This is a genomic window from Streptomyces mutabilis, assembly GCF_014649815.1.
GTDB classification, from domain to species: domain Bacteria; phylum Actinomycetota; class Actinomycetes; order Streptomycetales; family Streptomycetaceae; genus Streptomyces; species Streptomyces mutabilis.
The window spans coordinates 90,614-112,321 of sequence record NZ_BMTT01000007.1 but is presented as its reverse complement, the minus strand read 5'-3'; the positions used below and the strand labels follow the sequence as shown (position 1 = coordinate 112,321).

Sequence of the window (21,708 nt, the reverse complement as noted above, 5' to 3'; positions counted from 1 at the left end):
TCCACAGCTTCTCGCGGGACCCCGTCGTCGACCGACGACGGGGTCCTCGGCGTCGGCCGGGGCGGCTAGGGTGCGGTCATGGCGAACAAGGTGAATGCCGAGATCGGCGTGATCGGCGGCTCCGGTTTCTACTCGTTCCTCGACGACGTGACCGAGGTACAGGTGGACACCCCCTACGGGCCGCCCAGCGACTCCCTGTTCCTCGGCGAGGTCGCCGGCCGACGGGTCGCCTTCCTCCCCCGCCACGGGCGCGGACACCATCTGCCGCCGCACCGGATCAACTACCGGGCCAACCTCTGGGCGCTGCGTTCGGCCGGTGTGCGCCAGGTCCTCGGCCCCTGCGCGGTCGGCGGGCTGCGCCCCGAGTACGGGCCGGGCACGCTGCTGGTGCCGGACCAGTTCGTCGACCGCACGCGGTCCCGGCCTTCGACCTACTTCGACGGGCTGCCGACGCCGGACGGCACGGTGCCCGACGTGGTGCACGTGTCGCTGGCCGACCCGTACTGCCCCACCGGGCGGGCCGCCGCGCTGAAGGCGGCCCGGGGGCGGGACTGGGAACCGGTGGACGGCGGCACGCTGGTCGTGGTCGAGGGGCCCCGTTTCGGCACCCGGGCGGAGTCCCTGTGGCACCGGGCGCAGGGCTGGTCGGTGGTGGGCATGACCGGCCACCCCGAGGCCGCGCTCGCCCGTGAACTGGAGCTCTGTTACACCTCGCTGACCCTCGTCACCGATCTGGACGCCGGCGCGGAGAGCGGCGAGGGCGTTTCCCACGAGGAGGTACTGCAGGTGTTCGCGGCGAACGTGGACCGGCTGCGGGGCGTCCTGTTCGACGCGGTGGCCGCGCTGCCACCGACCGCCGACCGGGACTGCCTGTGCGCGACGGCGCTGGGCGGGATGGATCCGGGAATCGCGCTGCCGTAGAGCCCGGGGCGGCGGGGAGCGGGGGCGTGCGGTGCGGGCCGGGGCCTGAAGAGGTGTGCGGTCCGGGCCGGGATCTGCGGAGCCGTGCGGCCTGCGGGCCTGTGCGCGACCGTGCGGCCCGTGCGCGACCGTGTGACGCCGTGCATGAGCCCGCCCGGGGGCGGAGCGGCACGTTCGGGTGGCGGAGTTGTCCACAACCGGTCGGTAGCGCACGGGCTCCGGCGGGCATCGGCGAAAAGCCTCATCGTGGACGCGCAAGCCGATCCCTCGTCACAGGTGGTGGTCACCGTGTCCCGCTCCGCCCTTGCCTCCCCCCTGCCGCTCGGCACCGACGCTCCGCCCACATGCGAGGTGCCGCACTTCGCCCCGGTGCGGGTGCGCGGCGGACGGCACCGACTGCACCGGCTCCTGCGTCACCGACGACGCGCAGTCGCCGCCGGGCTGGCGGTCACCGCCGCGGCGCTGGTGGCGGCGGGCCCGCATCCGGGAGCCGACGCCCCGGGCGGTCAGCGGGCCCGCGGGCATCCGGTGACCGAGCCGGTACGCGAGCGGCACGGCGCGCAGCCGGTGTCGGCGCCGGTGCGGATCGCCGACGCCGCCACGGTGCGTCTCCTCAGGCCCGGCGACCGGGTCGACGTCATCGCGGCCACGGACGGCGGCTCGGGCGAGGCGACCGTCCTCGCGCGCGGGGCGCGGGTGGCGAAGGTGCCGGAGCCCGTGGACGGGGCCGCTGCGGGCGGGGCGCTGGTCGTGGTTTCGGTGCCCCGCGCGACCGCCCATCGGCTGGCCGGCGCGGCGGCCACGGCACGGCTCGCGGTGACGCTGTGCTGAGCCCGTCAAGTCCCGCGTTCAAGGTGCCGGATTGGACAGGGTGGCCCAACGCTGACGTAGGTTGCGGAGCGTTTTGTTCCACACCCGGTTCAGTCAAGGAGTGCCCCCGAGGTGAGCGAGAAGAAGGAGCCGAGCGTCTGGGATGGCTTCAAGGCCTTCCTGATGCGCGGAAACGTCATCGACCTGGCGGTGGCGGTCGTCATCGGCGCCGCCTTCACCAACATCGTCAACTCGGTAGTGAAGGGGGTCATCAACCCACTGGTCGGTGCGTTCGGCACCCAGAGCCTGGACAGCTACAGCTCCTGTCTCAAGGGTCCGTGCACCGGTACCGGCGACAGCGCGACGGGCGTGCGCATCCTCTGGGGCTCGGTACTGGGCGCCACCCTCACGTTCCTGATCACCGCGGCCGTCGTCTACTTCCTGATGGTCCTGCCCATGTCGAAGTACCTGGCCCGGCAGGAGGCCCGTCGCAAGGCGAAGGAGGGCGCGGAGGAGGTCATGGAGGTCTCCGAGCTGGAGGTGCTCAAGGAGATCCGCGACGCACTGGTCGCGCAGCGCGGGTCGGGGCACGACCGCCCGTAGGGGCGCCGCGCCCCTCGGCTCACAGGTGGTGGGGCGGCTTCTCGTCGAGGAAGCGCTTCAGGTCGGCCGCGCTGTCGCCCTCGGGCCGCCCGCCCCAGCCGCGGTCCGTGTCGTCCGAGCTCTGCTGGTCCAGCGGGTCGTCGAAGACCAGCGCCGACCGGGGCGTGCGGGGCTCGGGTTCGGGGGTGCTGCTCATGTCTCCAGGGTACGGCCCGCCGTGTGGCCGGTGCTCCGCCCGCCCGGCACGCCCCGGCGGGCGGAGCCGTCCGCAAGCAGATCCACGTCGTCTCTGCTGTGCTGGGAGCCATGGTGTACAGTCCGGCCTCCGCAGGGCCCCCTCCGGTCCGCCCGGCGCCCAGCCTCCGCTGCGCAGCCTGACGGACCGCGGCCGGTACGAGTCTCACCGCGCCGCCCACTGGTTCCGCTGCCCCGCCGGTTGCCTCCGCCCCACCGGGTCCCGCACTCGCACCGGTGTTGTCCCCCACCGGTGTTGTCCGTTACCCACCGGTGTCGTCCGCTCCCGCAGACGAAGTCCCTGGCCCAGACTGACGGCATGACAGTCGACGCATTGACGGATGTCGCCGGAGTGCTGGTGGGGCATGCGACGCGCAGGGGCGACGGGTGGCTGACGGGCACCACGGTGGTGCTCGCGCCGGAGGCCGGGGCGGTAGCCGCCGTGGACGTGCGCGGGGGCGGCCCCGGCACTAAGGAGACCGACGCGCTCGATCCGCGCAACCTGGTGCAGCGGGTCCAGGCGCTGGTACTGACCGGCGGCAGCGCGTACGGGCTGGACGCGGCGTCCGGGGTGATGGCCTGGCTGGAGGAGCGGGGCCGAGGCGTGCGGGTCGGCCCGGATCCCGCGCACGTGGTGCCGGTGGTGCCCGCCGCCTGCGTCTTCGACCTGGGGCGCGGTGGTGACTTCCGGGCCAGGCCCGACGCGGCCACCGGCCGGGCGGCGGTGGAGGCGGCGCACGCGAGCACGCCGGGTGCGCCGGTGGCCGAGGGGTGCGTCGGCGCGGGCACGGGAGCGGTGGTCGGCACGATGAAGGGCGGGGTGGGCACCGCGAGCACCGTGCTGGACTCGGGGATCACGGTGGCGGCGCTGGTGGTGGCGAACGCGGCGGGGTCGGTGACCGACCCGGAGACGGGGGTGTTGTACGGGGAGATGTTCCGGGGCGGGCGGGTGCGGTATCCGGCGCCGGAGGTGCACGAGGCCGCCGGGCGGCGGCTCGCCGGGGTCGCGGCGAGGAACGCGCCGCCCCCGCTGAACACCACGCTCGCCGTGGTCGCCACCGACGCGGACCTGTCCAAGGCGCAGGCGCAGAAGCTGGCCGGCACCGCGCACGACGGCATCGCCCGTGCGGTGCGGCCGGTGCACCTGCTCAGTGACGGGGACACGGTGTTCTCCCTGGCGACCGGGGAGCGTCCGCTCGACGCGGGGCAGCCGCTCGCGCTGAACGAGGTACTTGCGGCGGGCGCCGACGTGGTGACGCGGGCGATCGTGCGCGCCGTGCGGACCGCCGGGCCGGTGGACGGACCGGGCGGGGCGTGGCCGGTGTACGAGGAGCTGTACGGGCCTGCGTAGGAGGCCGGTTGAGCCGCGTGCGCGGGTGATTGTCCCGATTCTGTCACGCGTCGGCGTCCCGGGCGGTCGACGGGAACCCGGCCGACCCCCGCTCACCTCTACAGGGTTGAAGGCAATACCGCACAACACCTCATCCTATAGCAGCTCGTGACAAGGCCGGTCATAGCATCGCGGCGCGTACTGGGGGCCTGTGCCGCCCTGGTGGTCGGCGCCCTCACCCTCACCGCCTGCGGCGGCAGCGCCAGTGCCGACGACAAGAAGGGCGGCGACGACGGCGCGGACTCCGCGAAGACCTCGGTCGCCGAGGTCGTGATCTCGGCGAAGGACGGATCGACCGGCGCCTCGATCAACACGACCGGCGTGAAGGTCAGCGACGGCCGGCTGACCGAGGTGAGGATGACCGTCGCGGAGACGGGCGCGGCCGTACCGGGCGCGGTCTCCGCCGACGGCGGCAGCTGGAAGCCGAAGGAGCAGTTGGAGCGGGGCACCAAGTACCGGATCCACGCGACCGCGAAGGACGCCGACGGCCGTACCTCCGCCGCCGACTCGGTGTTCACCACGGTCTCCACCGCCAACAGCTTCATCGGTACGTACACCCCGGACGGCGGCACCACGGTCGGGGTGGGGATGCCGGTTTCGTTCAAGTTCGACAAGGCGATCAGCGACAAGAGGACCGTGCAGTCGCACATCTCGGTCACCTCCAGCAGCGGGCAGCAGGTGGTCGGGCACTGGTTCGGCGACCAGCGGCTCGACTTCCGGCCCGAGGAGTACTGGAAGGCCGGCTCGAAGGTCACCATGAAGATCGACCTGGACGGGGTGGAGGGCGCGAACGGCGTCCACGGCGTACAGAAGAAGACCGTGACCTTCACCGTGGGCCGCGCCCAGGTCTCCACGGTCGACGCGAACACCCAGACCATGACCGTCGTGCGGGACGGCGAGACGCTCAAGTCCGTCCCCATCTCCGCGGGCAGCGCGGAGAACCCGACGTACAACGGGCAGATGGTGATCTCCGAGAAGTCCCTGGAGACACACATGGACGGTTCGACGGTCGGGTTCGGCGGCGAGTACAACATCCCGGACGTGCCGCACGCGATGCGGCTGAGCCGGTCCGGCACCTTCATCCACGGCAACTACTGGTACAACCAGGGCAACCCGCCCTTCGGCGTCCAGGGCACCAGCCACGGCTGCGTCGGGCTGCGGGACGTCCAGGGCGGTCAGGGCGCCACCGACGGCAAGTGGTTCTACGACAACTCGCTCATCGGGGACATCGTGGTCGTCAAGAACTCCCCGGACGGCACGATCGCACCGGACAACGGGCTCAACGGCTGGAACATGGCGTGGAGCGAGTGGGTCGCCGGAAGCGCCGTCTGATCGGCCGACCGGCCTGCTGAGCAGCGGATTTTGACGGTTCGTCGGGCCGCGCGGGAACTTTTCGCGCGGCCCGCGCGTTTTTCGTGCGTACGTTTTCTCGGTTCCCGGACATGATGTCCGACCGAGGGGCTACGGTATGCACCCACAAGGTGACATGCAGCAACGCCGGGAGAAGCCTTGAGCGTTCCGTACGAGACGACAGCGTACGAACCACCCGAGTCGCCCGAGTCTCCGGAGGAGCACCTCATGCGACTGCTGGGTCGCGCCCTGAACTCGTTCGAACTGCCCGACGAGACGATACGGCAACTGGACTGCGCGCTGGCGCACGACGGCGCACTGCACTCCGCGCACCACAGCGCTGGGCTGCACCGCGAGACGTACCGGCACACCTGGCTGCTCGCCGACGGCTCGGCGGTCACGCTCTGGGAGCTCGTCCACAACACCACCCCGGGCGGCGAACCGCAGCACGAGGTGTACGTCGACGAGGAAGAGCTGCGCACCGCCACCGCCCGCCTGGCCCTGCCACCGGACACCCCCGACTTCGAACTGCCGGTGCAGGTGCAGCTGTCCCCGGCCCCCGCCCCCCCGGCACAGCTACGTCCCCGACGCCTCGGCGGATCACGCCCGCCGGTTGCTGCGCCGGGCGGAGAACCCGGACCGGCCCGGCGCCGACCTCGCCGCCCGGCTGGCGACGGCGTCCGCGCACCAGATCACCCAGGCCTTCGGCGGCCCCGGCCGCGCTCGCAGCGCCCGGATCGGCTTCTCGCTCTACGAGCACGCGTTCCTGCTGCGCGACGGCGCGGAGGTCTCGCTCTGGGAGGTCGAGCACACGGCCACGCCCGACGGACGGCACATGTGCGAGGTCTACGCCAGCGAGGACACCGCCCGCCGGGCGATGGAGCGTCGCGCGGCGCAGGTCTCCCAGTAGTGGTTCGTCGGGGTCCGCGCTGCCCGGCGGGAACGCCGCCGGGCCGGGTCCCCTGCGGACCCGGCCCGTGAACAGTTGACGGCGACCGTCCCTTACGCGGCCACCGGCTGCTTCGCCCCCGGTGCCGAGGCCGACGGGTCCGCGCCGCCGGATCCCGGTGCCGCCGCTGCCGACGCCGACTTGCGCAGACCCTTGAGGACGATCACCAGGGCCGTCGTGACGCAGACGCCCGCGGCGATGGCGACCAGGTAGAGCAGCGGGTTGCCGATCAGCGGGACGACGAAGATGCCGCCGTGCGGGGCGCGCAGCGTGGCGCCGAACGCCATCGACAGGGCGCCGGTGACCGCACCGCCCACCATCGAGGACGGGATGACCCGCAGCGGGTCGGCCGCGGCGAACGGGATCGCGCCCTCGGAGATGAAGGAGGCGCCCAGCACCCAGGCGGCCTTGCCGTTCTCGCGCTCGGCGGCGTTGAGGAGCTTGCCGCGCACGGTCGTGGCCAGGGCCATCGCCAGCGGCGGGACCATACCGGCCGCCATGACGGCCGCCATGATCTTCATCGCCGAGTCGCTCGGGTCGGTGACCGCGATGCCGGCCGTGGCGAAGGCGTAGGCGACCTTGTTGACCGGACCGCCCAGGTCGAAGCACATCATCAGGCCGAGCAGGACGCCGAGCAGGACCGCGTTGGCGCCGGACAGGCCGCTCAGCCAGTCGGTCATCGCCTTCTGCGCGGACGCGATGGGCTTGCCGATCACCACGAACATCAGGAAACCGACGACCGCCGAGGAGATCAGCGGGATCACCACCACCGGCATGATCCCGCGCAGCGCCGCCGGGATGCGTATCCGCTGGATCGCCATCACCACGGCACCGGAGATCAGACCCGCCGCCAGGCCGCCGAGGAATCCGGCATTGATGGTCAGCGCGATCGAGCCGCCGACGAAGCCGGGGACGAGACCCGGACGGTCGGCCATGCCGTAGGCGATGTAGCCGGCCAGCACCGGGACGAGGAAGGCGAAGGCCACACCGCCGATCTGGAACAGCAGCGCCGCCCAGCTGTCCGCCTGCGTCCACACGAAGTGGTCCATCACCGAGGGCGCCTTGTTGATCTCGTAGCCGCCGATCGCGAAGCCCAGGGCGATGAGCAGACCGCCCGCGGCGACGAACGGGACCATGTAACTGACGCCGGACATCAGCCAGACGCGCAGCTTCGTCCCGTACCCGTCACCGGACCCGCCGCCGCGCTCGACCGGCGTCGCACCGGAGGAACCGCCCGCACCGCCGGCACCCGCCGTACCGGCCCCCGTGACCTCGCCGCGGGCCGCCTTGCCGCGGACCTCGCCGATCAGCTCGCCGGGCCGGTTGATGGCCGTCTTCACACCGGTGTCGACGGTGGGCTTCCCGGCGAAGCGGTCCTTGTCGCGTACAGGCACGTCGTGGGCGAAGATCACGCCGTCCGCCGAATCGATCACCGCCGGATCGAGCCGGGTGAACCCGGCCGAGCCCTGCGTCTCGACGACGACCTCGACGCCCGCCTCGCGGCCGGCGTTCTCCAGCGCCTCGGCCGCCATGTAGGTGTGCGCGATGCCGGTGGGGCAGGAGGTGACGGCGACGACACGGAAGGGGCGTTCGGGCTCGCCGGGAGCCTCGTCGGGGTTGCCCGTGGCGGTCCCGGCGGAGGCCGCCGCCGGGACCGCCACGGAGTCCTCGGTGCCTTCTCGAACGCCTTCGGCACCGTCCGGCTCCTCCCCGCGGATCAGCGCCGCGGCGGCCGTCGCGGCGCCCACCGAGCGCAGCGCGTCGGTGAACTCGGCGTTCATCAACTGCCGCGCCAGGGACGACAGGATCGTCAGGTGGGCGTCGTCCGCGCCCGCCGGAGCGGCGATCAGGAAGATCAGGTCGGCCGGGCCGTCCGCCGCCCCGAAGTCGATGCCTGCCGCGCTGCGCCCGAAGGCCAGCGTCGGCTCGGTGACGTGTTCGCTGCGGCAGTGCGGGATGCCGATGCCTCCGTCGAGGCCGGTCGGCATCTGCGCCTCGCGGGCTGCCACGTCGTCGAGGAAGCCCTCCAGGTCGGTCACCCGGCCCAGGGCCACCATCCGCTCGGCGAGGGCGCGCGCCGCCGCTTCCTTGGTGTCGGCGGACAGGTCGAGGTCGACCAGATCCGCGGTGATCATCTCGCTCATCGCGGGCTCCTTAGCTCGCGTATCGCCCGGAACGCGGGGTGCTGGGCGGAAACGGGGAGGGGGACGGGGGCACTGCGGTGGGATTCGGCGACGACCCCGGCGAGCGAGCCGGGGACGCCGCGGTGCGGATCGGCGTCGGGGAGAGGGCCGGAGGCACCGCGGCCGGGGCCGGGGACGGCACCCGGGAACGGGCCGGAGGCACCGCGGCCGAGGACGGCACCGGGGACCGAGGCGTGGACGCCCCGGCCGGGACCGCCCCCGGCGAGCCGGCCGACGACTCGGTGGGCGGAAGTCATGACGCCGGCTCCTTCAGTACGCGGTCCACCGGCACCTCGGCCGTGACCGTCACCGCGCTCGGGTCCAGGTCGGCCGGCGTCGGCATCACACTGCCGGGCAGCCGGACGGCCGCGGCGCCGTGCGCGACGGCGGAGGCGAGGGCGCCCGGCCCCGAACCCCCGGCGACGAGGAAACCGGCGAGGGAGGAGTCACCGGCGCCGACATTGCTGCGCACGGCGTCCACGCGGGCGGCGCCGAACCAGGCGCCCGCGTCGTCCACGAGGAGTTGCCCGTCGGCGCCGAGGCTGGCGAGCACGGACCGGGCGCCCAGCTCCCGCAGTTCCTCCGCCGCCTTCACCGCGTCGCCGACCGTGACCAGGGGACGCCCCACGGCCTCGGCGAGCTCCTCGGCGTTCGGCTTGACCACGTCGGGGCGCTCCCGCAGGGCCTGGAGCAGGGCGGGACCGGAGGTGTCGAGGGCGATGCGGACACCGGCGGCGTGCGCCCGGGCGACCAGGTCGGCGTACCAGGAGGGGGCGAGGCCGCGGGGCAGGCTGCCGCAGCAGGCGATCCAGTCCGCGCCGGGCGACTGGCGCCGTACGGTCTCCAGAAGCAGTTCCCGCTCGGCCGCCGACAGTTCGGGCCCCGGTGCGTTGATCTTCGTCAGGACCCCGTCCGCCTCGGCGAGCGCGATGTTGGCCCGGGTGACGCCGGCGATGGGCACCGGCGCGACCTCGATGCCCTGGGCGTCGAGCAGTTCGGAGACGAGCGCCCCGGAGGGGCCGCCGAGCGGCAGTACCGCCACGGTTCGCCGGCCGGCCGCCGTCACCGCGCGGGAGACGTTCACGCCCTTGCCGCCCGGGTCCACGCGCTCTCCCCTGGCGCGGACGACCTCGCCGCGGTCGAGGGAGGGCACCTCGTAGGTGCGGTCCAGGGACGGGTTGGGGGTGACGGTGAGGATCATGCGCGTACTACTTCCGTGCCGTCGCGCTCGATGGCGGTGGCGTCTTCGGGGGTCAGCCCGCTGTCGGTGATCAGCAGGTCCACGTCGTCGAGGGAGCCGAAGCGGGCGAAGTGCTCCTGGCCGTACTTGGAGGAGTCGGCGAGCAGCACCACGCGGCGGGCGGCGGCGACGGCGGCCCGCTTGACCGCGGCCTCGGCCAGGTCGGGGGTGGTCAGGCCGTACTCGGCGGAGAAGCCGTTGGCCGCCACCAGCACCACGTCGGCGCGGATCTCGCCGTACGCGCGCAGCGCCCAGGCGTCCACTGCCGCGCGCGTACGGTGCCGCACGCGCCCGCCGACCAGGTGGAGCTGGATGCCGGGGTGGTCGGCGAGGCGGGCCGCGATGGGCAGGCTGTGGGTGACGACGGTGAGCGAGGCCTCACGCGGGATCGCGGCGGCCAGCAGGGCCACCGTGGAACCGGCGTCGAGGATCAGCGTGCCGTCGGCGGGCAGTTCCGCCAGGGCCGCCCTGGCGATCCGGTCCTTCTCGTCGGCCGCGGTGGACTCGCGCTCGGCGAGGTCCGGCTCGAAGTCGAGCCGCCCGGCGGGTATCGCGCCGCCGTGCACGCGGCGGAGCAGACCGGCCCGGTCGAGGGCCTTGAGGTCGCGGCGGATGGTCTCCGCCGTCACCTGGAACTCCTCCGCCAGCGACACCACGTCCACCCGGCCGCCGTCCCGCGCGAGCCGGAGGATCTCCTGCTGACGCTCCGGTGCGTACATGACGCGTTCGCCTCCGCCCTGTACCGAGCCATGCCCGAACCTGTGGTTTATCCCGGAGGCTACGCCCGGTTTTCCGGAATGTAAACAAGCAAGTGGACGCATCCAAACTCAGTCGGGCACGACCGGGCATGAACGGGCATCTTGTGGCCGCTCCCCGGGAGCGCACGTGAGGGCGGGTCCGGTGCCGACGCTCCGGACCCGCCCTCCCCTTCGCAGTACGGCGGCCTCAGGCGAGCGCGGCCTCCTTCTCCGCCGCCGTGCCCTCCGTCGCACCTCCCGCCGGCTCCTCCCCCGCGGCGCCCTCCACGTGCTGAGCCGGCCGCTTCGGCAGCGCGAACATCAGCAGGAAGACGACGGTCAGTACCGCCGCCACCCAGCCCAGCGCGTTCTGGAAGGCGTCCGCGTAGGCGGGGCCGATGCGGGCCGGTGCCAGGTCGTCGCTCATCGCGCCGAAGAAGACCACGGAGACCAGACCGAGCCCGAGCGCGTTGCCCATCTGCTGCACGGTGCTGATGAGCCCGGACGCCGACCCGGCGTGCTCGCGCGGCACCTGGGACAGCACCGCGTCCGTCAGCGGCGCGACGATCAGCCCCATGCCGACGCCCATGACGACGAGCGGCAGCGCCATCTGCCAGGACGTGATGCCGAGCCCGTAGTGCTCGGACTCCCAGAGGTAGAGCAGGACTCCCGCCGCCATCACCAGCGCGCCCGCCTGGAGCACCTTGCGCCCGAACCGCGGCACCAGCTTCTGCACCGACACCCCCGCCGCCACCGACACGGCGACCGAGAACGGCACGCCGGTCAGCCCGGCCCGCAGCGCGGTCCAGCCGAGCCCCACCTGCATGTACAGCGTCCACACCAGGAAAAAAATGCCGAGCACCACCCCGAAGACGGTCTGCACGGCGATACCGGCGGCGAAGCTCTTCACTCGGAACAGCGACAGCTCGACCAGCGGCGACCCGTCCCGCGCGCTCTTGCGCCTCTCGTACGCCACCAGCACCGCGAGCACGACGAAGGCGCCGGCCATCGACAGGTGCCCCCACAGCGGCCAGCCCAGCTCACGGCCCCGGGTGAGCGGGTAGACCAGCATCAGCAGGCCGAGGGTGACCAGGGCGACCCCGACCAGGTCCAGCCGCAGGGCGCGCGGCGACTTGGACTCGGTGATGAAACGGCCGCCGAGGAACAGGGCGGCTACGCCGACCGGCAGATTGATGAGGAAGATGGGCCGCCACTCGAGCCCGAAGAGGTTCCACTCGGTGAGCAGGGCGCCCAGCAACGGACCGGAGACCGCGCCGAGTCCGACGATCGCGCCGAACAGCCCGAACACCTTGCCGCGTTCGTGCGCCGGGAAGGTGGCGTGCACGATCGACAGCACCTGCGGCACCATGAGTGCCGCCATGGCGCCCTGGAGGATGCGCGAGGCGACCAGCATCTCCGGGTTCACGGCGAAACCGCACAGCGCGGACGCCAGGGTGAAGCCCGCGACACCGATGAGGAACACCCGCTTGCGGCCGTGGATGTCGCCGAGCCTCCCACCGGTGATCAGGCCGGCCGCGAAGGCGAGGGCGTAACCGGCGGTGATCCACTGGATCTGGCTGAAGGAGGCGCCCTCGTTCTGCCGGATCGACGGGATAGCGATGTTGACGATGGTGACGTCGACCAGGTCCATGAACGCGGCGGTCATCACGATCGCGAGGGCGTACCAGCGACGGCGGTCGCCCGCGGCGGGCGCCGCCGGTGACGGGTCCGGGGTGTGCGTTGAGATCATGGCAGTGAAGCTATGACTCCAGTAGGACAGATCCGGTCCTACTGCGGCGCCATCCTGGGAACCATGACGACGGACACTCCGGCCCGGCTCCTGACGCTCCTCTCCCTCCTCCAGACACCCCGCGAGTGGCCGGGCGGCGAACTCGCCGAACGGCTCGGGGTCTCCCGCCGCACGATCCGGCGGGACGTCGACCGGCTGCGTGAGCTGGGCTACCCGGTGCAGGCGACCATGGGCGCCGACGGCGGTTACCGGCTGGTGGCCGGCAAGGCGCTGCCGCCGCTGGTCCTCGACGACGAGGAGGCGGTGGCGATCGCGGTGGGCCTGCGCGCCGGCGCCGGGCACGCGGTCGAGGGCCTGGACGAGGCGTCGGTACGGGCGCTGGCCAAGCTGGAGCAGGTGCTGCCGTCGCGGCTGCGGCACCGGGTGGCCACGCTCCAAACCGCGACGACCCCGCTGACCAGCGGGGACGGGCCGAGCATCGCCCCGGAGACGCTGACCGTCATGGCCTCCACCGTGGCCGGGCACGAGCGGTTGCGCTTCGCCTACCGCGCGGGGGACGGCACCGAGTCGCGGCGCGTGACGGAGCCGTACCGGCTGGTCTCGACGGGACGCCGCTGGTACCTGATCGCCTACGACCTCGACCGGGATGACTGGCGGACCTTCCGGGTCGACCGGGTGAGCGAGCCGTTCGCGACCGGGGCGCGGTTCGCACCCCGGGAACTGCCGACCGGGAGCGCGGCGGAGTACCTGCGGCGCTCGATGCAGCGACACGGCGACTCGTACGACGTCGTGGTCGCCTTCGACGCGCCGGCCGACGTCGTCGCCGCTCGGTTGCCGCGGTGGCTCGGTCCCCCGGAGCCGGCGGACGACGGCACGTCGTGCGTGCTGCGGGCGACCGTCGCCGACTCGGTGGACTGGATGGCGGTACGCCTCGCGATGCTGGGCGTGGACTTCCGGGTCCGGGAGCCGGCGGAACTGGTGGAGTGCGTACGGGAATTGGGGGCGCGACTGGCGAGGGCGGCGGGCGGTGAGTGAAGACCGCACCTTCCGCTCGGCGCGTCCGGCACATCGCCGGCACGGGGCCGCGGACCACGGCACCTCCGTCCGCCGCTCGGTTCCGACCGTCGGCGACAGCCCGTTCCGCTCGACTCCGACCGTCGGAGACACCCGCCCGGCCCGGCCTGACCCGCCCCGTCACCCAGGCGCCCCGCACGCCCCCCAGGCGAACCCCCGCACGCCCGCCAGATTCCGCAGCGCCGCTTCGACGGGGCTCCCCGCCCCCTCCGGTCCTTCCGCCCAGTACTCCACCGCCACCCGCACCGCCGCCCCCGCCACCGCGGCCGCGAAGCGCAGCTCCGGAGAGCCCACCAGCCGCCCGGCAACGTTGTCGTCACCGCCGGACAGCCGCGCGGCCAGCGCCTCCACCAGCCCGCGCTCAGCGGTCACGCACACCTCCGCCCACACCTTGCGCAGCGCCGGGCTGGTCGAGGCCAGGCGGATCACGGTGCGGGCCCATTCCCAGGACGCCGCCGAGACCCCGGCGCCGGGCGTCAGCGTGTGCCGTACGGCGTGCTCCAGGGCGTCGGGCACGGACAGCTCCGGCGGGGCCCCGCGCACCGCCTCGGCCCAGCGCTCGGCGCCGAGGGCGTAGAGCGGGGCGACGGCCTCCTCCTTGGTCGCGAAGTAGCGGTAGAAGGTGCGCGGGGCGACTCCGGCGGTCCGGGCGATGTCCTCCGCCCGGGTCGCACGCAGGCCCTGGCTCACGAAGAGGCGGGCCGCCGCGCGGGCGATGTCCATCCGGGTCTCGGCCTTGCGCCGCTCGGTCAGGGAGACGTGCCCGGCGCCGGGCGTGGACGATGCTGGCGCGGAAGAGGCCGGGGTGCTGCTCACTTCGGCAGATTATGCCGCTGTGACAGAATCTGCCATCCGGCGGGTCACCCCGGGGTTCAGGTCCGGGGTGCCCCGCCTCTTTTCGTCGGCCTTCGCCACGCGTCGTGGCCCGCGCGGAGGCGGTCATGCGGCCGGGCGGTCAGGCGGCCCGGGGAACAGAAGGAGCCGGGCTGCGGCGTCCCGGGGGGAGAGGCGCCGAGCCCGGCTCGGGAAGTCCCGGCGCCGGGGGGAGTGCGTCGGGACGTGGTCCGGAAGGGCGGAGCTCCGTCCGGAGCGGCTGCCCCGGGCCGAAATACTGGGCCCGAAGTTCTTGTTCCCGGGCCTCCTCCGGTTGAAGCAGCGTTGTACGGCCATGTTTGCGCGGGGTTCGGCCACCGGCGTACGCCCCACGCGTCACGTCACGCCCCCTCATCACGGCGGGCCGGTCACCTGCCCGCCGCGCCGCCTACGCCGCCGCCTCGAAGCCGGTGTCGCGGGCCAGCTTCTTCAGCTCGAGCAGCGCGTGCTTCTCGATCTGCCGGATGCGCTCACGAGTGAGGCCGTGCTCCTTGCCGACCTCGGTCAGCGTACGTTCCCGGCCGTCCTCGATGCCGTACCGCATCTTGATGATGGAGGCCGTGCGCGGGTCGAGGCGGCCGATGAGGTCGTCGAGCTCCTCGCTGCGCAGCAGCGTCATCACCGACTGCTCGGGCGACACGGCGGAGGTGTCCTCCAGCAGGTCGCCGAACTGGGTTTCGCCCTCGTCGTCCACCGACATGTTCAGCGAGACGGGGTCGCGGGCCCAGTCGAGGACGTCCGTGACGCGCTCCGGCGTCGAACCGAGCTCGGCGGCGATCTCCGCGGGCTCCGGCTCGCGCCCGTACTCGCGGTTGAACTCGCGCTGCACGCGCCGGATGCGGCCCAGCTCCTCCACCAGGTGGACGGGCAGCCGGATGGTGCGCGACTGGTCCGCGATGGAGCGGGTGATGGCCTGACGGATCCACCAGGTGGCGTACGTCGAGAACTTGAAGCCCTTGCGGTAGTCGAACTTCTCGACCGCGCGGACCAGGCCGGCGTTGCCCTCCTGGATCAGGTCGAGGAGCGGCAGGCCGCTGCGCGGGTAGCGGCGGGCGACCGCCACCACCAGGCGGAGGTTGGAGCGGATGAAGACGTCCTTCGCCCGCTCGCCCTCGTCGATCAGGGCCCGGAGCTCCTCTCGGGTGGCATCCGCCCCGGTCTCCTCGTAGCCTTCGAGTACCTGCCGCGCGAACACACCCGCCTCGATGGTCTGGGACAGCTCGACCTCCTTGGCGGCGTCGAGCAGCGGTGTCCGTGCGATCTCGTCGAGGTACATGCCGACCAGATCGCGGTCGGCGAGCTCGCCGCTGCCTGCGCGGACGCTGGTTGCCGCGTCGGCCGTCTCGCCGGTGGCGGACTTACGACGGGCGACGGCACGGGTTGCCATGCGTGCTCCCTTGCGATGGTGGTTCAGCGGGTGGTCCTGTGGACGTTCGGCACCGTCCGGCGTTGTCTCCGGTCCCGGAACTGCTCTCCGGCCTCTCCCGGGACTCTCCTCGGGTGCCCTGCATCCGATGGAAACAACGACTGGAATCCGGACAGAATTCCCAACCCGCCCCCCGATTTTTCTGATCATGCAGTACCCTGTGCCGCCACACGAGGAGGCATGATGCGGTCGGGACGCACGGAGGTCCAGGTCAGGGCGGGAATCGAGGACGACCTCAAGGCCCTCACCGACCTCTACAACCACTACGTACGTGAGACGCCCATCACGTTCGACACCGAGCCGTTCACTCCGCAGGAGCGCCGCCCCTGGCTGCTCTCCCACCCTGAAGACGGTCCGTACCCGCTCAGGGTTGCCACGGACGCCGAGTCACAGGAAATCCTCGGGTACGCCACATCCAGTCCTTATCGCGCGAAGCCCGCCTACGGCACCTCCGTGGAGACCACCGTCTACGTCGCCCCGCACTCCGGCGGCCGCGGCATCGGCACCCTGCTCTACACGGCCCTCTTCGAGGCCCTGGCCGGCGAGGACCTGCACCGCGCGTACGCGGGCATCGCCCAGCCGAACGAGGCCTCCACCCGGCTGCACGAGCGCTTCGGTTTCCGGCACGTCGGCACGTACCGCGAGGTGGGCCGCAAGTTCGGCCGGTACTGGGACGTGGCCTGGTACGAGAAGTCGCTCTAGTCCGCCCCCTGGGACGGGGGCTCAGCCGAACTGCACCGACCGCTTGGCCAGCCCCATCCAGAACCCGTCGATCACCGACCGCCGCAGATCCAGCTCGCCTGCCGCGTCCGCCGCCCCCATCGTCACGAACAGCGGGGCGAAGTGCTCGGTGCGCGGGTGGGCGAGCGTGCCCGCCGGGGACTTGCGGGCGAAGTCGAGCAGCGCGTCCACGTCCCCGGCGTCCAGCGCGCGCCGCCCCCAGTCGTCGAACTCGGCGGACCAGGAGGGCACGCCGGCCTGGCGCAGCGCGGCCAGGTTGTGGGTGAAGAAGCCGGAGCCGATGATCAGCACGCCCTCGTCGCGCAGCGGCGCGAGCCTGCGGCCGATCTCCATGAGCCGTGCCGGGTCGAGGGTCGGCATGGAGACCTGGAGGACCGGGATGTCGGCCCCGGGGTACATCTCGACGAGCGGCACGTAGGCACCGTGATCGAGGCCCCTGTCGGGCACGTCCTGCACCGGCGTGCCGGGGGCACGCAGCAGCTTGCGTACGGACTCGGCGAGCGCGGGGGCGCCGGGGGCCTCGTAGCGCACGCGGTAGTAGTGCTCGGGGAAACCCCAGAAGTCGTGGACCAGGGGGACGGTGCGGGTGGCGCCGAGGGCGAGCGGGGCCTCCTCCCAGTGGGCGGAGACGACGAGGATCGCCTTGGCCCGGGGCAGCGCGGCGGCCCAGGCGGCGAGCTCGCCGGGCCAGACGGGATCGTCGGCGAGGGGAGGGGCGCCGTGGCTGAGGTAGAGGGCGGGCATGCGCTCCTGGGCGGTGGCGGGCACGATACGGCTCCAGTTACTTGAATTCTCAAGCTGTCCATCGTCGAATTTAAGGGTTTCTTGTTTAAAGTTCAAGGACTCGTACGATGGCATACATGAACACGGCACCCATCCCGCCCTCCGCCGACGAGCCCCGCTGGCTCACCGCCGAGGAGCAGCGCGTCTGGCGCTCGTACATCGAGGCGGCCACCCTCCTGGAGGACCACCTCGACCGCCAGCTCCAGCGCGACGCGGGCATGCCGCACGTCTACTACGGCCTGCTGGTCAAGCTCGCCGAGTCACCGCGCCGACGGCTGCGGATGACGGAGCTGGCCCGGTACGCCAAGATCACCCGCTCCCGTCTCTCGCACGCGGTCGCCCGGCTGGAGAAGAACGGCTGGGTGCGCCGCGAGGACTGCCCCTCCGACAAGCGGGGCCAGTTCGCCATCCTCACGTACGAGGGGTACGAGGTGCTGCGCCGGACCGCGCCGGGCCACGTGGACGCCGTACGCCAGGCCGTGTTCGACCGCCTCACCCCGGAACAGCAGAAGTCCCTCGGCGAGATCATGCGGATCGTCGCCGAGGGACTTCAGCCCCGCGAAGCGGGGGCGGACCTGCCCTGGTTGCGCTGAACGCGCGGCCGGGGCAGGTCCCGGGAACCGTGCGCGAGGGGCGTCCCCTCCCCTGCGCACGGATGGAACAGGGGCCCGAGGGGTACCGCGTCCGGCGTCGTCAGTGGGCGACGACCGGCACCGGCAGCTCCTCCTCGGCCGCGTCGCCCGAACCGGAACCCGTGACGGCGCTGCCGCCCGGACGCCCGGCGTTGACGAAGGTCAGGGCGATCACGGCCGCCACCACCAGGATGCCGACGGCGAACCAGATCGCGCTGGTGTAGCCCTGCACCTGCCCCTCCAGCTGGACCAGCTGCTGCTGGGACCGGGTGGCCGCACCGCCGATGTGGTCGGCGACGTAGGACGTGGTGGCCGAGGCGGCGATGGTGTTCAGCAGCGCCGTACCGATCGCACCGCCCACCTGCTGCGAGGTGTTGACCATCGCCGAGGCGACACCGGAGTCCCGCGGCTCGACGCCCTGCGTGGCCATGGACATGGCCGGCATGAACGCCGTACCCATGCCGAGACCGAGCAGCAGCATGCCGGGCAGCAGCACTGCGGCGTACGAGGTGTCGATCTCCAGCTGGGTCAGCAGCAGCATGCCGACTGCGGCGACCAGGAAGCCGGGGCCCATCAGCAGCCGGGGCGCGATCCGCGTCATCAGGCGGGTGCCGATCTGGGTGGACCCCGTGATCATGCCCGCGATCATCGGCAGGAAGGCGAAGCCGGTCTTGACCGGCGTGTAGCCCTTCACGATCTGCAGGTAGTAGGTCAGGAAGAGGAACAGGCCGAACATCGCGATGATCGCCAGGCCCAGCGAGAGGTAGACCCCGCCCCGGTTGCGCTCGGTGATCACGCGCAGCGGCAGCAGCGGGGCCTTCACCCGCGACTCGACGACCACGAAGGCCAGCAGCAGCGCGGCGGAGCCGACGAACATGCCGACCGTCACCGCGTCGCTCCAGCCTTCGGACTCGGCGCGGGTGAAGCCGTAGACGAGCGCGACCAGACCGAGGGTGGAGAGGATCACGCCGGGGATGTCGAGCGGCGAGCGGTTGCGGGCGCCCTTAGGCTCACGGACGACGAAGTAGGCACCGGCCGCGGCGACCACCGCGAACGGGATGTTGACGAAGAACGTCCAGCGCCAGTTCAGGTACTCGGTGAGGAAACCGCCGAGGATCAGACCCACGGCACCACCGCCACCGGCGATCGCACCGTAGATGCCGAAGGCCTTGGCACGCTCCTTGGCGTCCGTGAACATCACGGCGAGCAGGGAGAGCGCGGCGGGCGCGAGCAGGGCGCCGAAGACGCCCTGGAGGGCGCGGGAGCCGAACATCATCGCCTCGTTGGTGGCCGCACCGCCGAGCGCCGAGGCGACGGCGAAGCCGGCCAGGCCCACGACGAAGGTGCGCTTGCGGCCCCACAGGTCGGCTATCCGGCCGCCGAACAGCAGCAGACCGCCGAAGGCGAGGGCGTAGGCCGTGACGACCCACTGCCGGTTGCCGTCGGAGATGCCGAGGTCCTGCTGGGCGGAGGGCAGGGCGATGTTCACGATGGTGGCGTCGAGGACGACCATCAGCTGGGCGAGCGCGATGAAGACGAGCGCTTTCCAGCGGCCGGCGTCCGGGGCGTCGGTGACGCCGGAGGCCTGGACGGCTGATTGAGACATGGGGATACCCACTTCGGGACTTCGTGACGGAAAAAGGTGAGCAAAGGGACGACTGGACCGGTGCGACGGCTGCGGGAGCCGCCGCCCTCCGGTCGGACGGTGAGTCTTGTGGCTTCTGTGCCGTCTTCGCCTGCGTCAGACGGCGGATCTTCGCGGAACTACGGGTCGCAGGGCCGGCGCAGATCCTCCATGGTCACGACCGTGCCCGGCAGGGCGGATCGGGCCGGAGCCCGCAGCCCGTCCAGGAACAGCTGCAGGTGGCGATGGACGAACCGGTCGGCACTCAGGCACCCCGTACCGGCCGGGGGCCTGCTGAGCTGGGCCGCGGCGATCATCAGATCGCCCACGCCCACGTCGGCGCGGAGCTGACCGGCCGCCTTCGCCCGGTCCATGACCTCGGCGACGAGCCGCTCGACCCGTTCGCGCGCCGCTTCCAGGTCGGGGTGGTGCTGGTCGAACGTGCTGGACACCATGGGGCACAGGGCGCTGATCCGCTCGTCGGCGGCCACGTGCACGAAGCGCTCCAGCGCCTCGAACGCGTCGCCGGTCTCCGCGAGCGCGAGCTCGGCCGCCCGTGCCGTGCGGTCCATGACCGAGCAGACGACCTCGCGGACGAGGGCGTCTCGGTCGGGGAAGTTGCGGTACACCGTGGCGTTGCCGACCCCGGCCCGGCGGGCGACGTCGTCGAGCGGCACGTCGGGCCCGTGCTCGACGAACATCTCCCGGGCGGCGGCGACGATCCGCTCCCGATTGCGCAGGGCGTCGGCGCGGGGCCGGGTCGCCTTCCGCTGCTCGGGGGTTGCGGTCTGCACGGCGTACTCCTCGGACGTCGGGTTGGCGATCCGGGGAGGGAATCCCCGTTTCGCCTGGACACATGACCAAACGGGGAAACGATCCCCGGTTATTTCCCGTCCCCGAAAAAACCCGCCGTGACCTGAGTCACATGCGAGGGCCCAGGAGTGACCCGCGGTCCCCCGATCGGCCGCTACCGGCGAGAAACCCACGATCGGCTCCTCCAGCGCGCGCCCGCCCACCCCTCGGCACAGGGTGAGCCCAAGGGTGCAGCCGAAGTCGGGCGGCTGCCGTGGCCCGGGAGGTCCGCATGCAGCCGCAGCCGCAGCCGAGCCGCCGCATACGCCCGCGCAGAGTGGCCGCGATCGCGACCGTCACCGCCGTGACCTTCGCGGTCAGCACCTCGGCGGGCACCGGCCGGCTCGCCCCCGGCACCACCGCGGCGGGCCCCGGCCCGGCCCCCCTCTCCCGCTCCTCCGCGCACGGCCCCTGCATGATCAGCGGCGGCCCCGAGATCCAGATGTCCGAGGGCGTCCCCACCTCCGCCGGCTACGCCCGCTCCACGGGCACCGTCCGCGCCCTCACCCTGATGATCGACTTCTCCGACGCCCCCGGCGAGGGCAAGGCGCTCGACCGGTACGCGGAGTTCTTCCCGCAGACCGAGGAGTGGTTCCGCACCAGCTCTTACGGCCGCCTCGACTACCGCCCCGAGACACCGATCCGGGACTGGCTGCGCATGCCGAAGTCGTTCGCCGAGTACGGCATAGAGCGCGGCGCGCCCTTCGAGCCCGGCTACCGCGAACTGGTCGAGGACCTGGTCACCCGGGCCGACGCGAAGGTCGACTTCCGCGCGTACGACCTCCTGAACGTGCTGGTCACCCCCAACGCCGGCCCCTCCGCCCTGGACACGGTCCTGTCCGTCACCTTCGCCGGCAACCACGAGGCGCCGATCGCCGACGGCGTCCCGGTCGCCAACGCCTCCTTCGTCTACTCCCGCCAGGACGACGGCTCCGGCTCCTACGACGAGACCGGCTACCGCGTCCTCCCCCACGAGAACGGCCACGTCTTCGGACTCCCGGACCTCTACACCCAGGAGGGCGGGGGCGCGGTCGGCCACTGGGACATCATGAGCGAGGACTGGGGCGCCAACAACGACCTCCTGGGCTGGCACAAGTGGAAGCTGGGCTGGCTGGACCGCACTCAGGTGCACTGCGCGTCGGCACCGGGTACGACGGAGTACACACTGACCCCGCTGGCCCGCAAGGGCGGCGACAAACTGGTGGTCGTCCCGCTGGACGCCGAGTCCGGGTACGCGGTCGAACTGCGCACCCCCGGCGGCAACGACGAGGTGGTGTGCCGGCCGGGCGTCCTGGTCTACAAGGTCGACGCGGACGTGGACACGGGCATGGGCCCGGTGACGGTCTACGACTCCCGCCGGGACAGCGGCGGCTGCACCCGCGCCCCGAACGTCCACGCGGAGCTGTCGGACGCGGCCTTCACCCCCGGCGAGACCTTCAAGGACCCGCGCCACGGCATCACGATCGCGGTCTCGGGAGCGGACGCGAAGGGCGACCACCAGGTGAGCGTCACCCGCAGGTGACGACCGGCGCCCAC

20 protein-coding genes and 1 pseudogene are annotated in these 21,708 nt (G+C 72.5%); 10 read left to right on the top strand and 11 right to left on the bottom strand.

The features are described from left to right. Nucleotides 1-78: 78 nt before the first annotated feature. The 3 genes from IE142_RS17035 (at nt 79) to mscL (ending at nt 2,334) form a co-directional block, all read left to right on the top strand. Entirely contained in the window at nt 79-921 is an 843-nt protein-coding gene (locus IE142_RS17035; RefSeq protein WP_191886564.1) for an S-methyl-5'-thioadenosine phosphorylase, read from the top strand. Between the two features lie 351 nt (nt 922-1,272). Next, nucleotides 1,273-1,752, top strand: coding sequence for a hypothetical protein (locus IE142_RS17030; protein WP_191886697.1), 480 nt, complete (start codon nt 1,273-1,275; stop codon nt 1,750-1,752). A gap of 111 nt (nt 1,753-1,863) precedes the next feature. Beyond that, nucleotides 1,864-2,334, top strand: a complete 471-nt coding sequence (gene mscL / locus IE142_RS17025; protein ID WP_191886563.1) for a large conductance mechanosensitive channel protein MscL — start codon at nt 1,864-1,866, stop codon at nt 2,332-2,334. A 19-nt stretch (nt 2,335-2,353) separates the two neighbouring features. Here the strand turns inward: mscL and IE142_RS17020 are convergent, their stop codons facing one another. Continuing rightward, entirely contained in the window at nt 2,354-2,530 is a 177-nt protein-coding gene (locus IE142_RS17020; protein WP_191886562.1) for a hypothetical protein, read from the bottom strand. Nucleotides 2,531-2,887: 357 nt separating this feature from the next. On the opposite strand from IE142_RS17020, the gene IE142_RS17015 reads away from it, so the two are divergent. From IE142_RS17015 to IE142_RS17005, 3 genes and pseudogenes are all read left to right on the top strand, one after another. Beyond that, on the top strand, nt 2,888-3,919 hold the full coding sequence (locus IE142_RS17015) for a P1 family peptidase (protein ID WP_191886561.1): 1,032 nt from the start codon (nt 2,888-2,890) through the stop codon (nt 3,917-3,919). Nucleotides 3,920-4,066: 147 nt separating this feature from the next. Beyond that, on the top strand, nt 4,067-5,290 hold the full coding sequence (locus tag IE142_RS17010; protein ID WP_191886560.1) for a L,D-transpeptidase: 1,224 nt from the start codon (nt 4,067-4,069) through the stop codon (nt 5,288-5,290). Nucleotides 5,291-5,467: 177 nt separating this feature from the next. Further along, nucleotides 5,468-6,218: pseudogene (locus tag IE142_RS17005) on the top strand (DUF6227 family protein). Between the two features lie 92 nt (nt 6,219-6,310). Here IE142_RS17005 and IE142_RS17000 read toward each other — a convergent pair. From IE142_RS17000 to IE142_RS16980, 5 genes are all read right to left on the bottom strand, one after another. Beyond that, a complete protein-coding gene (locus IE142_RS17000; protein WP_191886559.1) occupies nt 6,311-8,401 on the bottom strand; it encodes a PTS fructose transporter subunit IIABC in 2,091 nt (696 codons plus the stop codon). Next, nucleotides 8,398-8,697: a hypothetical protein gene (locus IE142_RS16995; protein ID WP_191886558.1), complete on the bottom strand. Its 300-nt coding sequence runs from the start codon at nt 8,695-8,697 to the stop codon at nt 8,398-8,400. Before IE142_RS16995 ends, IE142_RS17000 begins: the two co-directional genes overlap by 4 nt. Beyond that, nucleotides 8,694-9,641: a 1-phosphofructokinase gene (pfkB, locus tag IE142_RS16990; RefSeq protein WP_191886557.1), complete on the bottom strand. Its 948-nt coding sequence runs from the start codon at nt 9,639-9,641 to the stop codon at nt 8,694-8,696. The genes IE142_RS16995 and pfkB overlap by 4 nt, the downstream gene beginning before the upstream one ends. Beyond that, the gene (locus IE142_RS16985; protein WP_191886556.1) at nt 9,638-10,399 is read right to left on the bottom strand and encodes a DeoR/GlpR family DNA-binding transcription regulator; all 762 of its coding nucleotides are present in this window, start codon (nt 10,397-10,399) and stop codon (nt 9,638-9,640) included. The genes pfkB and IE142_RS16985 overlap by 4 nt, the downstream gene beginning before the upstream one ends. A gap of 226 nt (nt 10,400-10,625) precedes the next feature. Next, nucleotides 10,626-12,167: an MFS transporter gene (locus IE142_RS16980; protein WP_191886555.1), complete on the bottom strand. Its 1,542-nt coding sequence runs from the start codon at nt 12,165-12,167 to the stop codon at nt 10,626-10,628. A gap of 63 nt (nt 12,168-12,230) precedes the next feature. Between IE142_RS16980 and IE142_RS16975 the strand changes: the two genes are divergently transcribed. Beyond that, complete coding sequence (locus tag IE142_RS16975) at nt 12,231-13,202, top strand: helix-turn-helix transcriptional regulator (protein ID WP_191886554.1); 972 nt, start codon at nt 12,231-12,233, stop codon at nt 13,200-13,202. A gap of 159 nt (nt 13,203-13,361) precedes the next feature. Here IE142_RS16975 and IE142_RS16970 read toward each other — a convergent pair whose 3' ends face one another. Beyond that, nucleotides 13,362-14,057 (bottom strand): TetR/AcrR family transcriptional regulator, encoded by a 696-nt coding sequence (locus IE142_RS16970; protein ID WP_370466362.1) that lies wholly within the window; start codon nt 14,055-14,057, stop codon nt 13,362-13,364. A 445-nt stretch (nt 14,058-14,502) separates the two neighbouring features. Further along, nucleotides 14,503-15,501 (bottom strand): sigma-70 family RNA polymerase sigma factor, encoded by a 999-nt coding sequence (locus IE142_RS16965; protein ID WP_191886553.1) that lies wholly within the window; start codon nt 15,499-15,501, stop codon nt 14,503-14,505. A gap of 222 nt (nt 15,502-15,723) precedes the next feature. Here IE142_RS16965 and IE142_RS16960 point away from each other — a divergent pair, with 222 nt between their 5' ends. Beyond that, on the top strand, nt 15,724-16,242 hold the full coding sequence (locus tag IE142_RS16960; RefSeq protein WP_191886695.1) for a GNAT family N-acetyltransferase: 519 nt from the start codon (nt 15,724-15,726) through the stop codon (nt 16,240-16,242). A 21-nt stretch (nt 16,243-16,263) separates the two neighbouring features. Here the strand turns inward: IE142_RS16960 and IE142_RS16955 are convergent, their stop codons facing one another. Further along, nucleotides 16,264-17,025 (bottom strand): dioxygenase family protein, encoded by a 762-nt coding sequence (locus IE142_RS16955; protein WP_191886694.1) that lies wholly within the window; start codon nt 17,023-17,025, stop codon nt 16,264-16,266. Nucleotides 17,026-17,132: 107 nt separating this feature from the next. Here IE142_RS16955 and IE142_RS16950 point away from each other — a divergent pair, with 107 nt between their 5' ends. Next, nucleotides 17,133-17,657, top strand: coding sequence for a MarR family winged helix-turn-helix transcriptional regulator (locus tag IE142_RS16950; protein WP_370466361.1), 525 nt, complete (start codon nt 17,133-17,135; stop codon nt 17,655-17,657). A 100-nt stretch (nt 17,658-17,757) separates the two neighbouring features. Here IE142_RS16950 and IE142_RS16945 read toward each other — a convergent pair whose 3' ends face one another. Then, on the bottom strand, nt 17,758-19,302 hold the full coding sequence (locus tag IE142_RS16945) for an MFS transporter (RefSeq protein WP_191886551.1): 1,545 nt from the start codon (nt 19,300-19,302) through the stop codon (nt 17,758-17,760). A 158-nt stretch (nt 19,303-19,460) separates the two neighbouring features. Then, nucleotides 19,461-20,114: a TetR/AcrR family transcriptional regulator gene (locus IE142_RS16940; protein WP_191886550.1), complete on the bottom strand. Its 654-nt coding sequence runs from the start codon at nt 20,112-20,114 to the stop codon at nt 19,461-19,463. 290 nt (nt 20,115-20,404) lie between these two features. Here IE142_RS16940 and IE142_RS16935 point away from each other — a divergent pair, with 290 nt between their 5' ends. Further along, nucleotides 20,405-21,694 (top strand): M6 family metalloprotease domain-containing protein, encoded by a 1,290-nt coding sequence (locus IE142_RS16935; protein ID WP_191886549.1) that lies wholly within the window; start codon nt 20,405-20,407, stop codon nt 21,692-21,694. Nucleotides 21,695-21,708 lie beyond the last annotated feature (14 nt).

What these genes read in the sequence shown, in the direction of transcription:
- IE142_RS17035 (WP_191886564.1), top strand. Translation starts at nt 79, where the DNA reads ATGGCGAACAAGGTGAATGCCGAGATCGGCGTGATCGGCGGCTCCGGT.
- IE142_RS17020 (WP_191886562.1), bottom strand. Translation starts at nt 2,530, where the DNA reads ATGAGCAGCACCCCCGAACCCGAGCCCCGCACGCCCCGGTCGGCGCTG.
- IE142_RS17015 (WP_191886561.1), top strand. Translation starts at nt 2,888, where the DNA reads ATGACAGTCGACGCATTGACGGATGTCGCCGGAGTGCTGGTGGGGCAT.
- IE142_RS17000 (WP_191886559.1), bottom strand. Translation starts at nt 8,401, where the DNA reads ATGAGCGAGATGATCACCGCGGATCTGGTCGACCTCGACCTGTCCGCC.
- IE142_RS16995 (WP_191886558.1), bottom strand. Translation starts at nt 8,697, where the DNA reads ATGACTTCCGCCCACCGAGTCGTCGGCCGGCTCGCCGGGGGCGGTCCC.
- pfkB (WP_191886557.1), bottom strand. Translation starts at nt 9,641, where the DNA reads ATGATCCTCACCGTCACCCCCAACCCGTCCCTGGACCGCACCTACGAG.
- IE142_RS16985 (WP_191886556.1), bottom strand. Translation starts at nt 10,399, where the DNA reads ATGTACGCACCGGAGCGTCAGCAGGAGATCCTCCGGCTCGCGCGGGAC.
- IE142_RS16980 (WP_191886555.1), bottom strand. Translation starts at nt 12,167, where the DNA reads ATGATCTCAACGCACACCCCGGACCCGTCACCGGCGGCGCCCGCCGCG.
- IE142_RS16975 (WP_191886554.1), top strand. Translation starts at nt 12,231, where the DNA reads ATGACGACGGACACTCCGGCCCGGCTCCTGACGCTCCTCTCCCTCCTC.
- IE142_RS16965 (WP_191886553.1), bottom strand. Translation starts at nt 15,501, where the DNA reads ATGGCAACCCGTGCCGTCGCCCGTCGTAAGTCCGCCACCGGCGAGACG.
- IE142_RS16960 (WP_191886695.1), top strand. Translation starts at nt 15,724, where the DNA reads ATGCGGTCGGGACGCACGGAGGTCCAGGTCAGGGCGGGAATCGAGGAC.
- IE142_RS16955 (WP_191886694.1), bottom strand. Translation starts at nt 17,025, where the DNA reads ATGCCCGCCCTCTACCTCAGCCACGGCGCCCCTCCCCTCGCCGACGAT.
- IE142_RS16950 (WP_370466361.1), top strand. Translation starts at nt 17,133, where the DNA reads ATGGCATACATGAACACGGCACCCATCCCGCCCTCCGCCGACGAGCCC.
- IE142_RS16945 (WP_191886551.1), bottom strand. Translation starts at nt 19,302, where the DNA reads ATGTCTCAATCAGCCGTCCAGGCCTCCGGCGTCACCGACGCCCCGGAC.
- IE142_RS16935 (WP_191886549.1), top strand. Translation starts at nt 20,405, where the DNA reads ATGCAGCCGCAGCCGCAGCCGAGCCGCCGCATACGCCCGCGCAGAGTG.